13 protein-coding genes are annotated in these 19859 nt (G+C 54.9%); 9 read left to right on the top strand and 4 right to left on the bottom strand.

Annotation, left to right across the window (positions count from 1 at the left end):
* Nucleotides 1-59: 59 nt before the first annotated feature.
* Both FA92_RS11635 and FA92_RS11630 read left to right on the top strand, forming a co-directional pair.
* Complete coding sequence (locus tag FA92_RS11635) at nt 60-1019, top strand: aldo/keto reductase (protein ID WP_033783665.1); 960 nt, start codon at nt 60-62, stop codon at nt 1017-1019.
* 206 nt (nt 1020-1225) lie between these two features.
* The gene (locus FA92_RS11630; RefSeq protein WP_033783664.1) at nt 1226-2569 is read left to right on the top strand and encodes a carbohydrate porin; all 1344 of its coding nucleotides are present in this window, start codon (nt 1226-1228) and stop codon (nt 2567-2569) included.
* A 226-nt stretch (nt 2570-2795) separates the two neighbouring features.
* Here FA92_RS11630 and yegD read toward each other — a convergent pair whose 3' ends face one another.
* The 3 genes from yegD to FA92_RS11615 form a co-directional block, all read right to left on the bottom strand.
* Nucleotides 2796-4148, bottom strand: coding sequence for a molecular chaperone (gene yegD, locus FA92_RS11625; protein WP_033733249.1), 1353 nt, complete (start codon nt 4146-4148; stop codon nt 2796-2798).
* Nucleotides 4149-4223: 75 nt separating this feature from the next.
* On the bottom strand, nt 4224-7559 hold the full coding sequence (locus tag FA92_RS11620) for a diguanylate cyclase (RefSeq protein WP_051926522.1): 3336 nt from the start codon (nt 7557-7559) through the stop codon (nt 4224-4226).
* 163 nt (nt 7560-7722) lie between these two features.
* Nucleotides 7723-8337, bottom strand: coding sequence for a phosphatase PAP2 family protein (locus FA92_RS11615; protein WP_033783663.1), 615 nt, complete (start codon nt 8335-8337; stop codon nt 7723-7725).
* 284 nt (nt 8338-8621) lie between these two features.
* Here FA92_RS11615 and udk point away from each other — a divergent pair, with 284 nt between their 5' ends.
* From udk to asmA, 3 genes are all read left to right on the top strand, one after another.
* Nucleotides 8622-9263: a uridine kinase gene (udk, locus tag FA92_RS11610; protein ID WP_013358471.1), complete on the top strand. Its 642-nt coding sequence runs from the start codon at nt 8622-8624 to the stop codon at nt 9261-9263.
* Between the two features lie 81 nt (nt 9264-9344).
* A complete protein-coding gene (gene dcd, locus FA92_RS11605; protein ID WP_013358470.1) occupies nt 9345-9926 on the top strand; it encodes a dCTP deaminase in 582 nt (193 codons plus the stop codon).
* A gap of 12 nt (nt 9927-9938) precedes the next feature.
* Nucleotides 9939-11762 (top strand): outer membrane assembly protein AsmA, encoded by a 1824-nt coding sequence (gene asmA, locus FA92_RS11600; RefSeq protein ID WP_033783662.1) that lies wholly within the window; start codon nt 9939-9941, stop codon nt 11760-11762.
* Nucleotides 11763-11792: 30 nt separating this feature from the next.
* Here the strand turns inward: asmA and FA92_RS11595 are convergent, their stop codons facing one another.
* Complete coding sequence (locus FA92_RS11595; protein WP_013358468.1) at nt 11793-13364, bottom strand: TerC family protein; 1572 nt, start codon at nt 13362-13364, stop codon at nt 11793-11795.
* A 791-nt stretch (nt 13365-14155) separates the two neighbouring features.
* Here FA92_RS11595 and wbaP point away from each other — a divergent pair.
* The 4 genes from wbaP (at nt 14156) to wzc (ending at nt 19657) form a co-directional block, all read left to right on the top strand.
* Nucleotides 14156-15589, top strand: coding sequence for an undecaprenyl-phosphate galactose phosphotransferase WbaP (wbaP, locus tag FA92_RS11590; RefSeq protein WP_013358467.1), 1434 nt, complete (start codon nt 14156-14158; stop codon nt 15587-15589).
* 294 nt (nt 15590-15883) lie between these two features.
* Nucleotides 15884-17023, top strand: coding sequence for a polysaccharide export protein (locus FA92_RS11585; protein ID WP_013358466.1), 1140 nt, complete (start codon nt 15884-15886; stop codon nt 17021-17023).
* 9 nt (nt 17024-17032) lie between these two features.
* Complete coding sequence (locus FA92_RS11580) at nt 17033-17467, top strand: protein-tyrosine-phosphatase (protein ID WP_013358465.1); 435 nt, start codon at nt 17033-17035, stop codon at nt 17465-17467.
* 12 nt (nt 17468-17479) lie between these two features.
* Nucleotides 17480-19657 carry a tyrosine-protein kinase Wzc gene (gene wzc, locus FA92_RS11575; protein ID WP_013358464.1) on the top strand — a complete coding sequence of 726 codons (2178 nt, stop codon included), beginning with the start codon at nt 17480-17482 and terminating at the stop codon, nt 19655-19657.
* Nucleotides 19658-19859 lie beyond the last annotated feature (202 nt).

Here is a 19859-nt window from a genome sequence, read left to right as displayed (position 1 = left end):
TGAAATGACTTTGCTATGCTAAAAAACAGACCGTTTGTCAGGCAAATCAGGAGCAGATAATGAGTCAGAATCAAACCCGGCAGTTGGGTGACAGTGGTATTACGGTGCCGTTACTGACGTTTGGCGGCAACGTGTTTGGCTGGACAGTGGATCAAACCACCTCCTTTTCTCTGCTGGATGCGCTGGTGGATCGAGGCCTGTGGTTTATCGACACCGCCGATGTCTATTCCCGCTGGGCACCCGGTAACAAGGGCGGTGAGTCGGAAACCATTATTGGTGAGTGGCTGAAAAAAAGCGGCAAGCGCGATCGGATCGTGCTGGCAACTAAAGTCGGTATGGAACTGTCGCCGGAAAAAACCGGGCTGAAGCCGCAATATATCCGTCAGGCGGTCGAAGATTCACTGCGCCGGTTACAGACTGACTACATCGACCTCTATCAGGCGCACCGTGACGATCAGGATACGCCGCTGTCGGACACGCTGAGCACCTTTGACAGTCTGATTCGCGAGGGGAAAGTCCGGGCTATTGGCGCCTCGAACTACAGCGCGGCGCGGCTTGAGGAGGCATTGCAGATCAGTGAAACGGAGGGGCTGGCGCGTTATGAAACCCTGCAACCGGAATACAACCTTTATGACCGACAGCCCTTTGAGTCGGAACTGGAGCCGGTGGTCAGGGCGCACGGTTTAGGTGTGATCAACTACTACTCACTCGCCAGCGGTTTTCTCAGTGGCAAATACCGTGATGCAGTGGATGCCAGTAAAAGCGCGCGGGGTCAGGGCGTGGTAGACAAATACCTCAACCCGCGCGGTTTGCGGATCCTCGACGCGCTGGATGCGATCAGCGATGCGCATCAGGTGACACCGACGCAGGTGGCGCTGGCCTGGCAGATTGCCCGGCCCGGTATCACCGCACCGATTGTCAGTGCTACCTCACTTAAACAGCTCGACGATCTGACTGGCGCGACGCAGCTCACGCTGACCCCGGAACAGATTGATCAACTGGACCAGGCCAGCCGCTAATCACAGGGGCGCTAGCGCCCCTTTTTACTTTGTGCCTGTTAAAAAGTGCGCACCCTGCCCGAAGAATAACCAATCAGCGATCCCGATCACAAATGCGTTAATAAACTGATGTTTCAGGAAATTATGCGCACGTATTTACAATAAATGAAGATAAGCCAGCATTATCCTCTGCCTGTCATTTCCCAAACTCATATAAGAATAACACTATGAAAAATCGACAAGCAGAACAGCGTTTTGCGCTGCGCCGTGTGGCAACCGGCACCCTGATCATGGCCATGTTTTCCGCACAGGCCATCGCCGCTGATGCTTTCAGCCCGGACTCTGAATGGATGTTTGGGGACTGGGGGGGGTACCGAACGCAGTTGCAGGACGACGGCATCAAGTTTGACGTCAACTACACCATGGAAAGCGCCGCTAACTTAGGCGGCGGAGCCGATACCAATACCACCATGCGCTACAGCGATCAGTGGACGTTCGGCACCAATTTCGATTTGCAGAAGCTGCTGGACTGGCAGGATGCCGAGTTTCAGATGACCGTCACCAGCCGTAACGGGCAGAATCTTTCCGATCAGGTCGCCGATCAACGCACCGGTATGCTCTCCTCGGTGCAGGAAGTTTATGGTCGCGGTCAGACCTGGCGTCTGACGCAGTTCTGGTTGCGCAAAGGCCTGTTTAACGATGTGGTCGATATCAAAGCCGGACGGGTAACGGTGGGTGAAGATTTCGACAACTTCGATGGCAATCTGTTCCAGAACCTGGCGCTGGGCAGCGGACAGGCGGGTAACTGGCGTGGCGATCGCTGGTTCAACTGGCCGGTGTCGCAGTGGGGCGGCCGGGTGAAGTTTAATATCACGCCGGATGTCTTCTTCCAGGTCGGTTTCTATAATCAGAACCGCGCTAACTACGATCGCGGCGATGGCTTCCGTCTGGATACCAGCAACTCCGAGGGGAATCTGGTGCCGGTGGAACTGGGCTGGAAACCGACGTTCGGGCCGGAGAAATTACCGGGTAACTATCGCATCGGTTATTACTATTCGTCAGTGGATGGCGATGTCTATGGCAGCTGGCGCAACGGCGGCTATCAGGATCAGGCCCATTCCTACGGCGGCTATCTGTTATTGCAGCAACAGCTGACCGCGCAGGATGGCGATGTGAACCGCGGTCTGGGCGTGCGTGTTCAGGCGGTGATGAACGATCATAAGACCTCGAAGACCGATAACTATCAGTCTATCGCCTTTACCTGGACAGGGCCGTTCGATGCCCGTCCGCAGGATGAGATTGGTGTGGGCGCGTCGCGTATTCATGTGAACAGCGACTATACCCGCTCACTGCGTCAGCAGAATCAGGCCAATGGCGAGAGCCGCTTTGACAGCCCGACTTATCTGCCGATTCAGGAAGGGTCAGAGTACAACTATGAGGTTTACTACAACGCCAAAGTAACGAACTGGATGTCACTGCGACCTAACCTGCAGTATGTGGTGGCGCCGGGCGCGGTGAGCGAAGTGAAGGATGCGTTTATCGGCGGTATCAGCGCCAATATTGCCTTCTGATAGTGGGCTAAAAACGGCATCCTTAAAACCATTGCGGGGAGATCGTGCACAGGCTCAGGGAGCATACGCCTTCCGCAAAGACGCAAAAGACGCCATCCCTGGCAGGCTCAGCGCGGGCCATCCGTGGCCCGCGATGCTTTGCTACAGGCGTATGCTCCCATCGCTTTAAGATTCTGAGCTGTCTTTACGGAAAAGCGAGGAGCCTTTTTTACATCGATGCGCCGCATTAGCGGAACATCACTTCCGCCCAGCGGGCCAGGCCTGCGGTGACGGAGGCGAAATCATCGCCGCCGGCAATCGGCGTATCCGGCAGCGTCTGCTGCAGCGCTGCGCGCAGCAGTGGCGAACGCGCACTGCCGCCGGTCAGATAAATCACATCAGGCTTGATCTGGCTGGTGGCGAGCGCGAGCTGCACCTGTTCCAGGATTTTCTCCAGCGGCTGACTGATGGCGTCCTGCAACTGACCCACCCCAATCTCTGTCTCTAATGCCGCGGCAATAAAGTCGAGTGAAGCGGTATGCGCCGGGCTGGCTGACAGCGCAATCTTGCTCTCTTCTGCTGCGCGCACCAGCCGGTAACTGAGCTTCTGCTGCCACACTTTCAGCAGGCGAGCCACGACGTCACCCTGTTCAGCATCCCGCACCAGATCCCGCAGCCACTTACCGCAGGCCGGACTGTAAAAGTCACTCTGCGCCGGAACATCATTGATGGCGATGGCGTTCCACCACGGCAGGGCAGGCAACGCGGTGCCTTTCAGGGTATTACCGCCCAGGCCCAGCAATGGCATCAGGGTTTTAAACGTCAGCATAATATCCAGGTCGTTCCCGCCAACGCGGCAACCGCTGTGGCCCAGCAGGCTTTCACGGCGGTCCGCCTTATCACGCCATTTTGGCCCCATCAGCAGCATCGAGCAGTCGGTCGTACCGCCGCCGATATCCACCACCAGAACCGTCGTTTCCTGCTTCAGCGTCGCTTCGAAATCGAGTCCGGCCGCGACCGGTTCAAACTGAAATTCCACGTCACGGAAACCGGCGCGGTGAGCGGCGCGCAGCAGAATGCCTTCTGCCTGCTGGTTAGACTCTTCGCTGCCTAAGCCCTGAAAGTTGACCGGCCGCCCGATCACCGCTTGATCGATGGCCTGATCAAGCTGGCTTTCACCCTGCTGGCGGATGTGCAGCATCATGGCGCAGACCAGATCTTCAAACAGGGCGATCTGCTGTGGCTTCAGGCCACTGGCACCGAGGAACGATTTGGGGGATTTAACGAACCAGACATCTTCGGGGTCGACCATGTAATGCTGCAGCGCGGTGAGTCCGAACTGCACGCTGTTGGGCTGGACTTCGATATCCTCTTCGCGGTTATAACGCATGGCACGCTGCAGCAGCGCCGTCGTTTCGCTGTCCGGCGTCGCCACCTGATGATGACGATAAAGCCATTCGCTGATCGACTCGCGGGTCGGCGCACAGATCATTGACGGCAGCAGGCGCTGATCATTTTCCAGCGTTAACAGACGTGGCGTGCCATTTTCGCTGACTGCAATAGAGCAGTTAGCCGTGCCGTAATCGAATCCTATGAACATTTTCGCCCCCATGCCGGAAAAAAGGGGGCGACTTTAGCGCAGCTTCAGCAGGGTGGCAAGCAGGCAGCGCGGGAATTAACGGATAGCGAAGATGCGATCTTCAGCCAGAGAACGCAACGGCTGACGCTCGGCCACGGCACTGCCCCAGACGCCATCCACATCAAGGGTCGCCAGCGTGCTGAGTACGGCGGGTACTGAAATCGGACCGGCCAGCACCGAGATATTGCGCTGCGTTGCCTGGCCCTGAATGATGGTCAGCAGCATCTCATCCATCAGATTATTATGAACGTTAGCAACCAGTTCAGGGGCCAGCACCAGATAATCAACCACTTCGTCACTCAGCAGATTGAAGGCATCCAGGTTACGGCCAAAATGCTGCAACACGACACGACAGCCACACTGCCGCAGTTGCATCAGCGCGGCATAGAGCTGATCGCCTTTGCTCAGCACGCTGGCGGCAGGGAAAGCGAAACCACAGCGGCTGTCAGAGAAACCCTCGGCAACAAAGCGCTGACAGAGTTGCTGCACGAAAACGGCATCGTTCAGTACCTGTGCATTGAGTGGCAGGATCACCGGAATGCCTTTGTTATTCAGCCTCTGCACATCGTGACGGAAAAAAGCATCCAGAATATTGTTATCCAGTCGACGACGCAGCGAGTCGTCAGGCAGGTTATTGCGCAGCAGGGTTTCATCCACCAGCAGCCCGTCAGCCGTTAACAGCTGCACCTCAAGCAGCCAGATAAAGGCCGCCTGCGGTGTTTTAGGCGGCGCAACGGCCCAGGCCGGCAGTTCGATCTGCAGCGCATCAATCATTGCTGCATCCATGCCCTGATGATTACCCGGCAGCGGTAACCGATGCTGTTCGTAGATGACCAGTCGTCCGCGCCCGCTGCGTTTGGCGTTGTAACAGGCGATATCCGCCTGCGAAAGCACGTCGCCGCTCTGGCAGTTATCCGCTGAAATCTGCGTGACGCCCGCGCTGGCACCCACATGATAAAGGCGGCCCAGCCACTGGAACCGGTAATCATTGACCGCGGCGACGATGCGCTGCACCACGTCATGCGCCTGAGCGACTTCGCAATCGGGCATCAGCAGCGCAAACTCGTCGCCGCCCAGCCGGGCCAGGAAATCGCTGCTGCGCAGGTGGTGCTGCATTAAATCGGAGAGCTCACGCAGTAACGCATCGCCTGCGGCATGTCCGGCGCTGTCATTCACCGCTTTAAACTTATCCAGGTCGATAAACACCAGCACATGCTGATGCTGATGTTCAGCCGCATCAAACAGCAGACGTTTAAGCTGAAGCTCGAAACTGGCACGGTTCGGCAGGCGGGTCAGGGTGTCATGCAGCGCGCTATAGCTCAGCCGCTTCATCAGTTTGCGCGACTCACTCACATCCTGAATAACCATTACGGCACCCTGTTCCAGGCCCGCCTCGGAGCGCAGCGGTGTGATGCTGTAGTGAATATCGATATGGCCGCCATCGGGCGTATGCAGCACCAGATCGTCCGCCAGACCGGGGGTGATTTTTTCCGCCGGTAGCTGGCATAACAGCAGATTCTCGACTTCGGGGCCGTTACGCCCCTGAGTGATATGCAGTAGTTCACTCAGCGGCTGACCGGCTGCCTGCTCCTGCGACAGGCCACTCATTTTCTCTGCTACCGGGTTCATAAAGGTGACGCGCATCTCTTTATCGGTGCTGATCACCGCTTCGCCGATGGAATCCAGGGTGATCGCCATGCGCTCTTTCTCCTGAAACAGCGCCTCATTAAGATTGCGCAGCGGCGTGATGTCCTGGCAGATGCCCAGCATGCGCTCAATGCGCCCCTCTTTGCTCAGTTGCCGGTTAGCCTGCGTGCGCACCCAGCGCTGTCCCTGCGCATCGACCACGCGGTACTCCATATGAAAAGCGCTGCGCAGCTCAATCGCCTGCTGCACCGTCAGCGCGGCATACTCGCGATCGGCGGGATGGAGCAGATGGACCCAGAGGTCATAGCTGGGTGACTCATGCGGCGCAAGGCCAAACAGGGCGTACATGCGCTTGTCCCATAACATCTCGCCGGTCAGCAGGTTCCACTCCCATACGCCGATGCCGCCCGCCTCGTTGGCCAGCGTAATACGCTCCATCAGCCGGCGGTTCACCTGCTCACTCTGCTTCAGCTCTGAGATATCGATAATCTGCGCAATAAAGTAGAGCGGGGCATAGCTACTGTCGCGCACCAGCGAGACCGTCAGCCGCGCCCAGACAATTTCGCCATCTTTACGGAAATAGCGCTTCTCAAAAGTGTAGGTATCGATCTCACCCTCCAGCAACTGGCTCACATGCTGCAGATCGATGGAAAGATCGTCGGGATGGGTAATCTGCTGAAAGGTCAGACGCTTCAGCTCTTCTGCCGGATAGCCCAGAATCTGACAGAGAGATCGATTCACCTGCAGCCAGTTGCCCTGTGGCGCGACGAGTGCCATACCGATGGCGGAATACTCCATGGCGTGACGAAAGCGGGTTTCGCTGTCGGTAATGTGAAGTTTTTCGCGCCGGAACGCGTCCATCACCAGCGACATAATGTGACTGGGGATTAACACCAGCAGAAACGGCAGCCAGCTGGAGACCGGGCCGAGGGCGCTGTTGTTATTGACCACGTTGACCAGATCAAAAGCCAGCAGCATCGAGATAAAACTGGCGTTCAGGAAGAACAGGACAAACGCCTGCAGCTTGGGCAGGCGAACCGCGCACCAGAACAGGATCACCACAATAAAGGTAAAGGGCCACGGCAGGAAACGCAGTGCCAGATAACTGGCACCGAGGGTAAGCACCAGCGTCAGCAGGGATTCGGCCAGCCGCAGATCGCTGAACTGCGCGCGCCGCAGCGGCCAGGGCAGCAGCAGCAGCATCGGGCCTAAAACCAGCATCCCGATGATCTCGGAGATGACCCAGGTATAGAAGAAGGGAAACGAGGCATGGCCGCTGACCTGCAGCGTCCAGATCGCCAGCACGCCGCCGAGCAGCGGGGTCATGATGCCGACTGACACCACCATCCTTGCCCAGTCATTCAGCGAATTCAGCGGCGCGCGCCGATCCAGCAGGGCGCGCAGCAGCATACCACCCACGCCGGCCTGAATAAGATTAAGCAGCGCAAATTTAATATTTGAGAGGGCAGGTCCGATGATGATGGCATTCGCCCCCGCGGTGCCCAGCACACAGGCAGTCAGCAGCAGCGGCAGCTGTCTTGACGGGCAGCGGAAAACCACGACGGTCATTAAGGTGGTCGGGAACCAGAGCGGGGAAATCTTCCCACTGACAACGATCAGTTCAAGACAGAACATCGTCAGGACAAACACCACGCAGCCAAGCACCAGGGCCGAGAGCCAGCGGTTTGGCGGGTTATTTTGCGGGGACAGGATCTCTATCGTCATGCGGACTTCCGGCAGGGTGCAGGGCTCCGCAACGGCGAATCAGGCACCAGTCATTCTCTGACTGCATGCTAGCACATTCGGCAAAGAAAAAAGGGGTGAAATCAATATTGCCCGTTATTCGGCGAATTGACGGGCAGGGTAAAATTGATTGCCAGCGTGTTGATTACTGGCGGAAAAGATCGGCGCGGGTATAAGGTTTCTCCAGGCCCGCGAGGCTGGCAGAGAAGCGCTCCAGAAACTGCTGCGTTGTTGCGACGCGACCGTGACTCATCAATACAAACGGCACTAACAGCGCGGCACCTACCTGCGGCCAGCTGAAGCCTTTTAATGAGGTGCGGCGCTGCGAAATGAGAAACGCGGTGCTCAGCGTAAAGCCCAGCAGCAGACCGGTAGCGACCTCACTTTTAGAGTGAGCGTGGATCACCAGACGTGAGAAACCGACCATCAGTGGGATCAGATAACCGACGCCAATCGCCGCGATACGCCATACGGCTTCCCAGCGCCCGGAAATCAGCCATAACATGACCGGCCATAGCGTCGCGGACATGGCGCTGTGACCGCTGAAACCGGTGAAATTAAACCGGGCGCTGCCAATACCAAATCCCAGAAACAGAATTTTCGAGAGGCTGACGGTCAGGCCAGCCAGGCCAAAAGCCACAATCCAGTAAAAGACCGTAAGACGATTGTCACTCTTCCACGGCAAAATCAGCGCAATAATCACCGCTGTCGGAATCAACAGCATGCTGTCGCCAAAATAGGTCAAAGTCTTCCAGTGCATACCACTCCTGATGCATCATTCGGTCGAAACGTTTGCAGCGCGCATCGTCAGAACAGCGCGCCGCGCAGGCCATTTTATTTATAGTATGGTGTGACGTTAGTTTATCGGTGAAATGAGTGGCGTCCAAAGGAGAAAGTCTGAAAAGTCGCCGACGCCATTTTTGTGGCATCAAAAGGCCGAAATCCCTATACTTAGCGCGAACACACCCTCTCCATTTCGGCCCGTCCGCTGCCCGCGTAATGTGTGACCAGTGGCAGGCTCCAGTTATCAGGTCCTAAAATAGTATGACTGACAAGTCTCATCAGTGCGTGATTGTAGGCATTGCCGGCGCTTCCGCATCCGGTAAAAGTTTAATTGCCAGCACGCTCTATCGTGAAATCCGTGATCAGGTAGGTGACGAGCACATCGGGGTGATCCCGGAAGATGCTTATTACAAAGATCAAAGTCACCTCACCATGGAAGAGAGGGTTAAAACCAATTATGACCATCCGAGTGCGATGGATCATGATTTGCTGTTGCAGCATCTGCAGGCGGTGAAAGCCGGCCAGGATATTGAGCTGCCGGTTTACAGCTATGTTGAACACACCCGCACCCAGCAAACGCATCACCTGAAGGCCAAAAAGGTCATTATTCTTGAAGGCATTCTGCTGTTGACTGACGCCCGTCTGCGCCAGGAACTCAACTTCTCTATCTTCGTGGACACGCCGCTCGACATCTGTCTGATGCGCCGCATGAAACGTGACGTCAACGAGCGTGGCCGTTCAATGGATTCGGTAATGAGTCAGTATCAGAAGACCGTGCGTCCGATGTTCCTGCAGTTTATCGAGCCATCAAAACAGTACGCCGATATTATTGTGCCGCGCGGCGGAAAAAACCGTATCGCCATCGATATCCTCAAGGCGAAAATCAACCAGTTTTTTGAATAACGCACGTCCGTCCGGACGTGGTGCAGACCGGCGGCAGGCACGCATGCCGGTTTGCTAAACTTATGTTATGGAGTTACCGCAATGAGATTATGCGATCGCGATATCGAAGCCTGGCTGGACACTGGCAAACTGGCTATTGAGCCACGCCCGCCGGTCGAGCGCATTAATGGTGCCACGGTCGATGTGCGTCTGGGTAATCAGTTCCGTACTTTCAGCGGTCATACCGCGGCTTTTATCGACCTGAGCGGCCCGAAACAGGAAGTAAGTGCGGCACTGGACCGTGTGATGAGCGATGAGATCGTGCTGCCTGATGGCGAAGCCTTTTTCCTCCATCCGGGTGAACTGGCGCTGGCGGTGACGCTGGAGTCTGTAACACTGCCTGACGATCTGGTGGGCTGGCTGGATGGCCGCTCATCGCTGGCGCGCCTCGGGCTGATGGTTCACGTGACGGCTCACCGCATTGATCCAGGCTGGCAGGGTCGTATCGTGCTGGAATTCTACAATTCAGGTAAACTGCCGCTGGCGCTGCGTCCCGGCATGTTAATTGGCGCGCTAAGTTTTGAACCGCTTTCAGGTCCGGCTGCACGTCCCTACAACCGGCGTGAAGATGCAAAATATCGCGGTCAGCAGGGCGCTGATGCCAGCCGTATCGATAAAGACTGATTTGAGGATGTAATGAAAAGAGTGATAACCACGCTGGCCATCCTGTTAGTGGTGGTCGTAACGGGAATGAGCGCGCTGGTGCTGCTGGTCAATCCCAACGACTTTCGTGCCTATATGGTGCAACAGGTCGAACAACGCAGTGGTTATCGCCTTGAAGTCAGCAGCGATCTGCGCTGGCACGTCTGGCCACAGCTCAGTATCCTGGCAGGGCGGATGAGTCTCACCGCGCCGGGTGCCAGCCAGCCGCTGGTCTCGGCAGAAAACATGCGGCTTGATGTCGATCTCTGGCCACTCTTATCCCACCAGCTCAGCGTCAGTCAGGTGCTGCTGAAAAATGCGATCGTGCGGGTCACGCCGGAGAGCAGCGCGCAGCGTGCTAAAAATGCGCCCCAGGGTCCGCGCGATGCGGAGCCAGCCCCGGCGTCCAGCGGCTGGTCATTTGATATTGCAAAGCTGCGGGTAGCCGACAGTCTGCTTATCTGGCAGCAGCCGGGCGGTGACGAATATAATTTCCGCGACCTCAACATCAATATGGAACAGGACGCGAATAAGCTGGCGACCCTGTCGCTGAGCACCAGCCTGATGCGCAATCAGCGTAACGCGACCCTTAATCTCAAAGGCCAGCTCGATGCCGCGCAATATCCCCACCGTCTCAGCGGCCAGCTGCAGCAGCTTGATTACACGCTTTCCGGTGCCGATATTCCGGTTCAGGGAATTAAAGGCTCACTGAGCCTGCAGGGCGAATGGGATGGCGACCGCCAGCAGTTCTCGTTCAGCAATCTGCAGCTCACCGCCAACGACAGTACGCTGACCGGGCAGGGCAGCGGCCAGGTTACTCCGCCACAGCAGCTGGCGCTGGATCTGAAAGCCAGCACGCTGAATCTGGATAATTTACTCACCAGCACGCCGGTCTCTGAAACGCCTGGCGTGCAGCATGCCACTGTGGCCCGTTTACCGGTGATTGCGGCCCCACGGGAGCGCAGCAACGCCGACTCTCCGCTCAATGAACTGAGCCTGGCGCTGAAATTACAGGCGGATAGTGTGGTATGGCGCGGTCTCTCCCTGACCAGCCTTGCGGTAAACGCCAGCAATCAGCAGGGACTGATGACGCTGAATACGCTCAGCGGCAAGCTGGGCAATGGCAGCTTTTCGGTTCCCGGCAGCATCGATATTCGTCAGCCGGAAACGCAGGTCAGCCTGAAACCTCAACTCCGGTTGATTGCCATTCAGCCACTGCTTAAAGCATTTGAACTGCCGGAAAGCCTGCAGGGAAACCTGAGTCTCGACGGCGAGCTGTCGGGCAATACGCTGACGGTTGAGGCGGCAAAACGAAGCTGGCAGGGCAGAGCGACCATCAGCGCCAGTAACCTGAAGCTGGCACAGCTTAATCTGCAGCAGATGGTGCAGCGTGCCGTGGCTCGGGTCAGCGATAAAGTCAGCAGCCAGGACGCCGTCGATGAAGGCATTGAGTCGATCAGTGGTCAGGTCGCGCTGAATAAAGGCGTACTCAGCTTCAGCGATATTAATGGCAATGGTCAGAATCTGGGCCTGCAGGGCGCAGGTAAAGTCGACATGGTGCAGCAACAGCTGGACGTCACGCTGGGACTGAAAATCAGCGGCTGGCGTGGCGATGATGCGCTGGTGAAGACGCTCTCCAGTCAGCCGGTTCCGCTGCGTATGTATGGTGACTGGAACAGCCTGCAATATTCCCTGCCGGTCGATGCCGTGCTGCGTGACCGTCTTCAGAGTGAAGCGAAGTCCCGGCTGAATCAGTGGATCGATCGTCAGAAAGAGGGCGAGAATAAAGAGAACCTGAAGAAAATCATGCGCCCGTAGCGGGCGCATGCTGTCAAACCGGATGACTGATTAAACCTCGTAATCGCTATCAGGCTGCAGCAGAATTTCGACTTTCTGAACCCGATGATTTTCCACCTGCAGGGTTCTCAGCCGGTAATCACCCAGCTGCAACACTTCCCCTTCCTGCGGGATATGCTGCAGCTTATCCATCAGTAAACCTGCCAGCGTATGATAGTCACGCTGCTCGTCCAGCGGCAGTTTCACATAGAGCGCCAGATCTTCCAGCGGCATATGGCCGTTGGCAATCCAGTGCCCCTCTCCCTGAATCTGAATATCGTAGCGGGCATCAATCTCTCCCGCCTCATTCGGCAGATTGCCCGCAATGGTTTCCATCACATCGCTCAGGGTTACCACGCCCTCTACTGAACCAAACTCATCCACCACAAAAGCAAAGTGAGTATGAGCCTGCCGGAACTGTTCCAGCGCCTGCAGCAGCGTCAGACGTTCAGGAAAGACCAGCGGCTGCCGAATCAGGGCGCGCAGATCGAGTGAATTATGGTGCAGCGACTGGTGCAGCAGATCGATAACGTGCACTACGCCCAGCGGTTCGCTGGAGTTGTCCGTTATCAGGATGCGCGTGTGCTGATTGCGGTCGAGGCGTGACATGATCTCTGCCGGATCGTCACTGAGGTCGATATGGTCGACGTCATGGCGCGAGGTCATGATGCTGTTGACGTGGCGCTGGCCCATGCCCAGCACCCGGGCAATCATCACCCGTTCCTGGCGGTTGAACAGCATGCTGGCATCGCTGTCAGCAATCAGGGACGAAGTTTTCGCATCCAGTTCCGCCGGTTCCGCTGCACCCCGCAGCATGCGTAACACCGCTTCCGCCGTGCGCTGGCGCAGCGGGCGACCCGCTGACAGCACACGCCGACGATTGAAGTGAGCCAGCTGGTTTAGTGCCTCAATGATGACCGAGAAACCGATAGCCGCATAGAGATAGCCTTTAGGAATGACAAAGCCAAAGCCTTCCGCCACCAGGCTGAAGCCAATCATCAGCAGGAAGCTTAAACAGAGGATGACAATCGTAGGGTGGTTATTCACAAAGCGGGTCAGTGGCTTGCTGGCAAGCAGCATCAGCAGAATGGCGATGGTGACCGCAATCATCATGACCGGCAATTCATTCACCATGCCGACGGCGGTAATCACTGCATCCAGCGAGAAGATGGCATCCAGCACCACGATTTGCGCCACCACCGGCCAGAATTTAGCGCCGCCTTTTTGTTGACCGGCATCTTCATCATGGCCTTCAAGGCGCGCATTCAACTCTGTTGTGGCTTTAAATAGCAGGAAAATCCCGCCTGACAGCAGCAGTAAGTCGCGCGCACTGAAGGGGTGGCCCCCCAGCGTAACCCAGGGTTCTTTGAGCGTAACCAGCCAGGAAAGCGAAGCCAGCAGCAATAAGCGGCACACTAACGCCAGCAGTAGTCCGATGACGCGCGCGCGGTCGCGAAGGGGGCCAGGAAGCTTCTCAACCAGAATAGCAATGAAGATCAGATTATCGATGCCTAAAACCAGTTCCAGAACGATTAGCGTTACTAATCCCGCCCATAGCGAGGGATCTGCAATTACCTCCAGCATGCCTTGTTCACCTGAATGTCTTAAATTGGGTTTTCTCTGATGATAGTGGAGTGCGAAGCCGCGTACAAATGGCAGGGCAGGGGGGTGATAACCGGCACAGCCCGATATATTGTGCAAAATCTGAACATAACAGTGTGACGCTTTGATTAAATTCGCAGGGTTCAGGGGAGACTATTCTGAGTCATTTTGTCACGGCAAAGCGATATTCACCTGCCGGGCTTATGCGATTTATCTCACCGCGAGTATGGCATTAATCCGAATTGTACAGAAAGGATTGCACTGCCTGTCAGGCATCAATACTAATTGCTGGTAGTCTTTTTCCTAAAATAGTCCAGGGATGGCGGGACCTGCTTGTAAACAAGCCAGTAATAACTAGTATAGCAACAAGTTAGCAAACTCTGCCCCAGAGTCGTAATTTGCGTACCGATTCTACATTAATCGCAATGTAAGGAATCAGTAATTCATCTATGAACACTTGTGTGATGCGTTACGGTTACCTGTTACGGGGAGCAATATGAATGATGACAGCGATATTGGCAGCGACAGCCAAGGGCGGTAGCGTGCCTGAATCGCGTTTTTCGTTGATAAAATGAGCAATGCTGGCGGTGATTAAAGTCAGAGTAATCTGTTGGTATTCATCACAATATTATTGGTGTCATGGTTAAGATCACTGGCGTAAACGCCGCAGGAGCTCCCCTTAGAAACGGCTCAGTCTGGAAAGGTTTTATCGCTTAACGATTAAACGGGCGATAGCCGTTGCGGGTTTAAGGAAATAAAATAAAGAGTTAAATATGCGCGATACAGAATTTACGTTTAAAAGTCTTATTACCAAATTAATGCTGGCATGTTCAGATTTAATTTGTTTCAACGCAGCGTTATTTGTGGCGATGATGCTAATTAATGTTCAGTCAGGTTCGCCGCTGGCAGATATTTCTGAAAAAGAAATGAATTTAAAAATTGCCACACACATTTGTCTGTCGGTAATTTGTATTGGCTGGTTCTGGGTAAGGCTGCGTCACTACACATACCGCAAACCTTTCTGGTTCGAATTAAAAGAAGTTTTTCGTACCATTCTTATATTTTCTGTTATCGACCTGTCGATTACCGCACTGTCGCAGTGGCAGATGTCGCGTTTCGTCTGGTTACTGACCTGGGTACTGGCGCTGATTTTAATTCCGACCTGTCGCGCGCTGGCCAAACGTCTGCTGAATAAAAATGGCTTGTGGAAAAAACAGACCATTATTATCGGCAGCAGCAAAAATGCGCACGAAGCCTGGCAGGCGCTGCAAAGCGAAGAGGTTATGGGTTTTGACGTCATCGCCTTCTATGACGTTGACGGAACCTGTCCGCAGGAGATCATGAACGGTGTGCCGGTTCTGCGCGACGAGCAGGCGCTCTGGAGCCTGACTAACAGCGAAACCCAGTTTATCGTGGCAGTAGAATATGAGCAGAGTCAGTATCGTGATGTGTGGCTGAAATCGCTGGCGATGCACAACTGCCGTTCAGTCTCTGTCATCCCGACGCTGCGTGGTGTACCGCTTTACGGTACTGATATGGCCTATATCTTCAGCCACGAAGTGATGATCCTGCGGGTTCAGAATAACCTGGCAAAACGCACCTCGCGTTTCCTGAAGCGAGCCTTTGATATCGTCGGTGCACTCTCGATTATTCTGATGCTGATGCCGGCGCTGCTGGTCCTGGGCTTCCTGGTTGGCCGTGATGGCGGACCACCGATTTATGGTCACGAACGTGTCGGCATGAATGGCCGTAAATTCAAATGTCTGAAATTCCGTTCGATGGTGATTAATTCAAAAGAAGTGCTGGAAGAAGTGCTTCGTACCGATCCGATTGCGCGAGCGGAATGGGATAAAGATTTCAAACTCAAAAATGATCCACGTATTACTAAAGTGGGCCACTTCATCCGTAAAACAAGCCTCGATGAGTTACCTCAGCTCTGGAACGTGGTGCGCGGTGATATGAGTCTGGTCGGGCCTCGTCCGGTCATTGAAGATGAACTCTGTCGTTATGCTGGTGATGTTGATTATTACCTGATGGCTAAACCAGGCATGACGGGATTGTGGCAGGTCAGCGGTCGTAATGATGTTGACTATGAAACCCGCGTCTATTTCGACTCGTGGTACGTGAAAAACTGGTCACTGTGGAATGACATCGCGATTCTGTTTAAAACAGTGGGCGTGGTGTTGAAACGCGACGGTGCCTATTAATCGTGAGTCGGAATGAGCGTGCTCACGCGCGCTCCGAGGTGTTGTGCCGTTGTCAGGCGTGTCGTTAATAGCGGCCATCATCAGGGATATCGCAGTGCATCTATAGTCCGCTATGATGCAAGGCGTTTCGGGTACACCCTGGTTGATGGCCACTACTTATAACAAGTGGAGCAAGGATAATGAACGACAGGTTCAGAGCTTAAGGCTTAAGTCAGCCAGGATTTACTTTTTGTTGGACGCTTACACAGCGGCGGTTTCGCCTCTATCAATAAATAACTGATAGCGAAGATCTAAATGATTACAATCAAAATGAAATTGATACCTTTGCTGGTATCCGCCACATTCCTTGTCGGGTGTACAGTCGAACCCGGTTCTCGTCTTTCTACATCAGGAAAAGATGTTATTGAGCAACAGGATAGCAACTTTGACATCGATAAATATGTCAACGTCTTCCCGTTAACGCCTTCACTGGTTGAGAAAATGCGTCCTAAGCCTCTGGTGGCTCAGGCGAACCCTTCACTGCAGAACGAAATTCAGAACTACGAATACCGTATCGGTGTGGGCGATGTCTTGACCGTGACGGTCTGGGATCACCCGGAATTGACGACCCCTGCGGGTCAGTACCGTAGCGCCAGCGACACCGGTAACTGGGTACATTCTGACGGCACCATCTTCTATCCCTACATTGGCCGTGTGCGTGTAGCGGGCCGTACTGTTGGCGAAGTGCGTAACGAAGTAGCACGCCGCCTGGCACAGTACATTGAAAGCCCACAGGTTGATGTGAGCATCGCCTCGTTTAAATCACAGAAAACCTATGTCACCGGTTCGGTAACGACCTCAGGTCAGCAGCCGATCACTAACGTGCCATTGACGATTCTGGACGCGATTAACGCCGCTGGCGGCCTGGCCGCTGATGCTGACTGGCGTAACGTCGTGCTGACGCACAACGGTCGTGAACAGCGTGTCTCGCTGCAGGCACTGATGCAGAATGGCGACCTGAGCCAGAACCACCTCCTCTATCCGGGCGATATCCTTTACGTTCCGCGTAACGATGATCTGAAAATCTTCGTGATGGGTGAAGTGAAGCAGCAGGCGACCCTGAAAATGGACCGTAGCGGCATGACGCTGGCGGAAGCACTGGGCAACGCGGCCGGGATGGATCAAACCACCTCTGACGCCACCGGCGTCTTCGTTATCCGTCCACTGCGCGGTACCGATCGCAATAAGATTGCCAACATCTATCAGTTGAACACCAAAGATGCGGCATCCATGGTGATGGGAACCGAATTCCAGCTTCAGCCATATGACATTGTCTATGTCACCTCAACGCCGCTGACGCGCTGGAACCGTGTGATCTCGCAATTACTGCCAACCATTGCGGGTATCAACGATGTGAGCGAGAGCGCACTGCGTATCCGCAACTGGTCGAACTAAGGTCTGACCATGATTACGTCCGTGTTAGTCGTTTGCGTTGGCAACATCTGCCGCTCTCCGACCGGAGAGCGCCTGTTTAAACGTGCGCTGCCCGATTTAGATGTTCGCTCTGCCGGCCTGGGGGCCCTTGTTGGCCACCCGGCCGACAAAATGGCATCTTCCGTTGCCGAAGCGCAGGGTCTGTCGCTGGAAGGCCATCAGGCACAGCAGTTGACGGCCGAAATGTGCCGCAACACTGACCTGATTCTGGTCATGGAGAAGCGACATATTGAACAGGTGAATCGCATCGACCCCGCCGCACGTGGCAAAACCATGTTGCTTGGGCACTGGCTCAATCAGAAAGAAATTGCGGATCCGTACCGAAAAAGCCGTGAGGCCTTTGAAGAGATTTACGGATTACTGGAAAACGCTACCCAGAAATGGGTCAACGTATTAAGCCGATAGTTGGGATTATCCATGAATATAAAAAATAAGGTCAGAACCGCGCCGGGAGAGGAGTCGAATGGATGGGATCTGGCGCATCTTGTGGGACAGCTAATTGACCATCGCTGGATCATTGTTGCCGTTACTGCTTTTTTCATGCTGGCGGGAACACTCTACACACTGTTTGCGACACCGATTTATAGCGCCGATGCGTTAGTTCAGGTTGAGCAGAAGAATGCCAGCACCGTTCTTAACGAAATCGACAGCATTCTGCCACCGACGCCTGCCTCTGATACGGAAATCGAGATTCTGGAATCCCGTATGGTCATCGGCAAAACCGTTGACGATCTGGGTCTGGATACCGTGGTTGAGCAGAACTACTTCCCGGTTATCGGCAAGGGTCTGTCGCGCCTGATGGGCAACAAACCGGCCAGTATCGCGATTTCGCGTCTGGAAATCCCACGCACTATCGACAAACGTAACGTTGAACTGGAAGTGACCGGTCCGGATAGCTACACCGTCTCGAAAGATGGCGATGAGCTGTTCAAAGGTAAAGTCGGCCAGCTGGAGTCGCACGGCGATATCAGCATGCTGGTGAGCGAGATTCACGCCGATGAAGGCACCAGCTTCACCGTGACCAAGCTGAATGACCTGCAGGCGATCCGTTCTGTGCTCTCTAACCTGACCGTGGCAGACAAAGGTAAAGATACCGGCGTGCTGGGTCTGGAATATCTGGGTGAAGATCCGGAGCAGATCAGCAAAGTGCTGAACCAGATTGTGAACAACTATCTATTACAGAACGTTGAACGCAAGTCAGAGCAGGCCGAGAAAAGCCTGGAGTTCTTACGCACTCAGCTGCCTGCCGTTCGCAGCAAGCTGGATGAAGCGGAAAACAAGCTGAACACCTTCCGTCGTCAGAACGAATCTGTTGACCTGTCACTGGAAGCGAAATCTGCCCTGGACTCCTCTGTCAGCGTGCAGAGTCAGCTGAACGAACTGACCTTCCGTGAAGCAGAAGTCTCTCAGCTGTTTACCAAAGATCACCCGACTTACCGCGCGCTGCTGGAAAAACGCAAAACGCTGGAAGGTGAGCAGGCTCAGCTGAACAAGAAAATCTCTGGCATGCCACAGACTCAGCAGGAAATCCTGCGTCTGACCCGTGACGTTCAGTCTGGTCAGGAGATCTACATGCAGCTGCTGAATCGTCAGCAGGAACTGGGCATCAGTAAAGCCAGCACCGTAGGTGATGTCCGCATCATCGACAATGCGCAGACGGCTAACGCGCCGGTAGCACCGAAGAAGATGCTGATCATTGCCGCAAGCCTGATTCTGGGTCTGTTCGTGTCAGTGGGTCTGGTTCTGCTGAAAGCACTGCTGCATCACGGCATCGAGAACCCGGATCAGCTGGAAGAGCTGGGTATGAATGTCTATGCCAGCGTTCCCCTGTCTGACTGGCAGCGTAAGAAAGATACCGAAGCACTGGCGCGTCGTGGCAGCAAGGTGAAAACCGATCCGCACGAAACGCTGCTGGCGCTGGGTAACCCGACTGACCTCTCCATCGAAGCGATTCGTAGCCTGCGTACCAGCCTGCACTTCGCCATGATGGAAGCTAAAAACAACATCCTGATGATCACCGGTGCCAGCCCGGGTATTGGTAAAACCTTTATCTGTGCCAACCTGGCCACCCTGATTGCCAAAGCAGGCCAGCGTGTCCTGTTCATCGATGGTGACATGCGTCGTGGTTATACCCACGAACTGCTGGGCGCGGATAACAAATCTGGCCTGTCCAACGTGCTGTCCGGCAAAACCGAATTCAGCCCGGCGTTGATTCAGCAGGGCGTGTACGGTTTCGATTTCCTGCCACGTGGTCAGGTTCCGCCGAACCCGTCTGAGCTGCTGATGCATCGTCGCATGGGTGAGCTGCTGGACTGGGCGAGCAAGAACTACGATCTGGTGTTAATCGATACGCCGCCAATCCTGGCCGTCACCGATGCGTCAATTATCGGTAAGCTGGCTGGAACCTCACTGATGGTCGCGCGTTTCGAAGCCAACACCACCAAAGAAGTGGACGTCAGCTTCAAACGCTTTGCCCAGAACGGTATTGAGATTAAAGGTGTGATCCTCAACGCCGTGGTGCGCAAAGCTGCTAATGCCTACGGTTATGGCTATGACTACTACGCCTATGACTACGGTAAGACCAATAAAAGCTGATCATTGAGTAACAACGAGGGGGCGGTCTGACCGCCCCTTTTTATCGTCCCTTTGAATGACGACACGCATCAATTTACACAGGTTATTCTGTCCAAACCCACAAAAGCGATACCTCTATAAATCGCATGGCGAGCGTCACTCAACAGAATTCATGACCAGCAGGGTATCGCCTGCACGCATAGCCGCTATCAGGCTCGCTGAA

The organism is Pantoea sp. 9140, assembly GCF_000745295.1.
Taxonomy (GTDB): domain Bacteria; phylum Pseudomonadota; class Gammaproteobacteria; order Enterobacterales; family Enterobacteriaceae; genus Pantoea; species Pantoea vagans.
The sequence above is the reverse complement of the archived record's forward strand: the minus strand, read 5'-3'. Positions and strand labels throughout refer to the sequence as shown.

Excerpts from the sequence above, each read along its gene's own strand:
- FA92_RS11620 (WP_051926522.1), bottom strand. The coding sequence starts at position 7,559 with ATGACGATAGAGATCCTGTCCCCGCAAAATAACCCGCCAAACCGCTGG.
- wbaP (WP_013358467.1), top strand. The coding sequence starts at position 14,156 with ATGCGCGATACAGAATTTACGTTTAAAAGTCTTATTACCAAATTAATG.
- asmA (WP_033783662.1), top strand. The coding sequence starts at position 9,939 with ATGAAAAGAGTGATAACCACGCTGGCCATCCTGTTAGTGGTGGTCGTA.
- FA92_RS11615 (WP_033783663.1), bottom strand. The coding sequence starts at position 8,337 with ATGCACTGGAAGACTTTGACCTATTTTGGCGACAGCATGCTGTTGATT.
- FA92_RS11580 (WP_013358465.1), top strand. The coding sequence starts at position 17,033 with ATGATTACGTCCGTGTTAGTCGTTTGCGTTGGCAACATCTGCCGCTCT.
- FA92_RS11585 (WP_013358466.1), top strand. The coding sequence starts at position 15,884 with ATGATTACAATCAAAATGAAATTGATACCTTTGCTGGTATCCGCCACA.
- FA92_RS11635 (WP_033783665.1), top strand. The coding sequence starts at position 60 with ATGAGTCAGAATCAAACCCGGCAGTTGGGTGACAGTGGTATTACGGTG.
- dcd (WP_013358470.1), top strand. The coding sequence starts at position 9,345 with ATGAGATTATGCGATCGCGATATCGAAGCCTGGCTGGACACTGGCAAA.
- FA92_RS11595 (WP_013358468.1), bottom strand. The coding sequence starts at position 13,364 with ATGCTGGAGGTAATTGCAGATCCCTCGCTATGGGCGGGATTAGTAACG.
- FA92_RS11630 (WP_033783664.1), top strand. The coding sequence starts at position 1,226 with ATGAAAAATCGACAAGCAGAACAGCGTTTTGCGCTGCGCCGTGTGGCA.
- udk (WP_013358471.1), top strand. The coding sequence starts at position 8,622 with ATGACTGACAAGTCTCATCAGTGCGTGATTGTAGGCATTGCCGGCGCT.
- wzc (WP_013358464.1), top strand. The coding sequence starts at position 17,480 with ATGAATATAAAAAATAAGGTCAGAACCGCGCCGGGAGAGGAGTCGAAT.
- yegD (WP_033733249.1), bottom strand. The coding sequence starts at position 4,148 with ATGTTCATAGGATTCGATTACGGCACGGCTAACTGCTCTATTGCAGTC.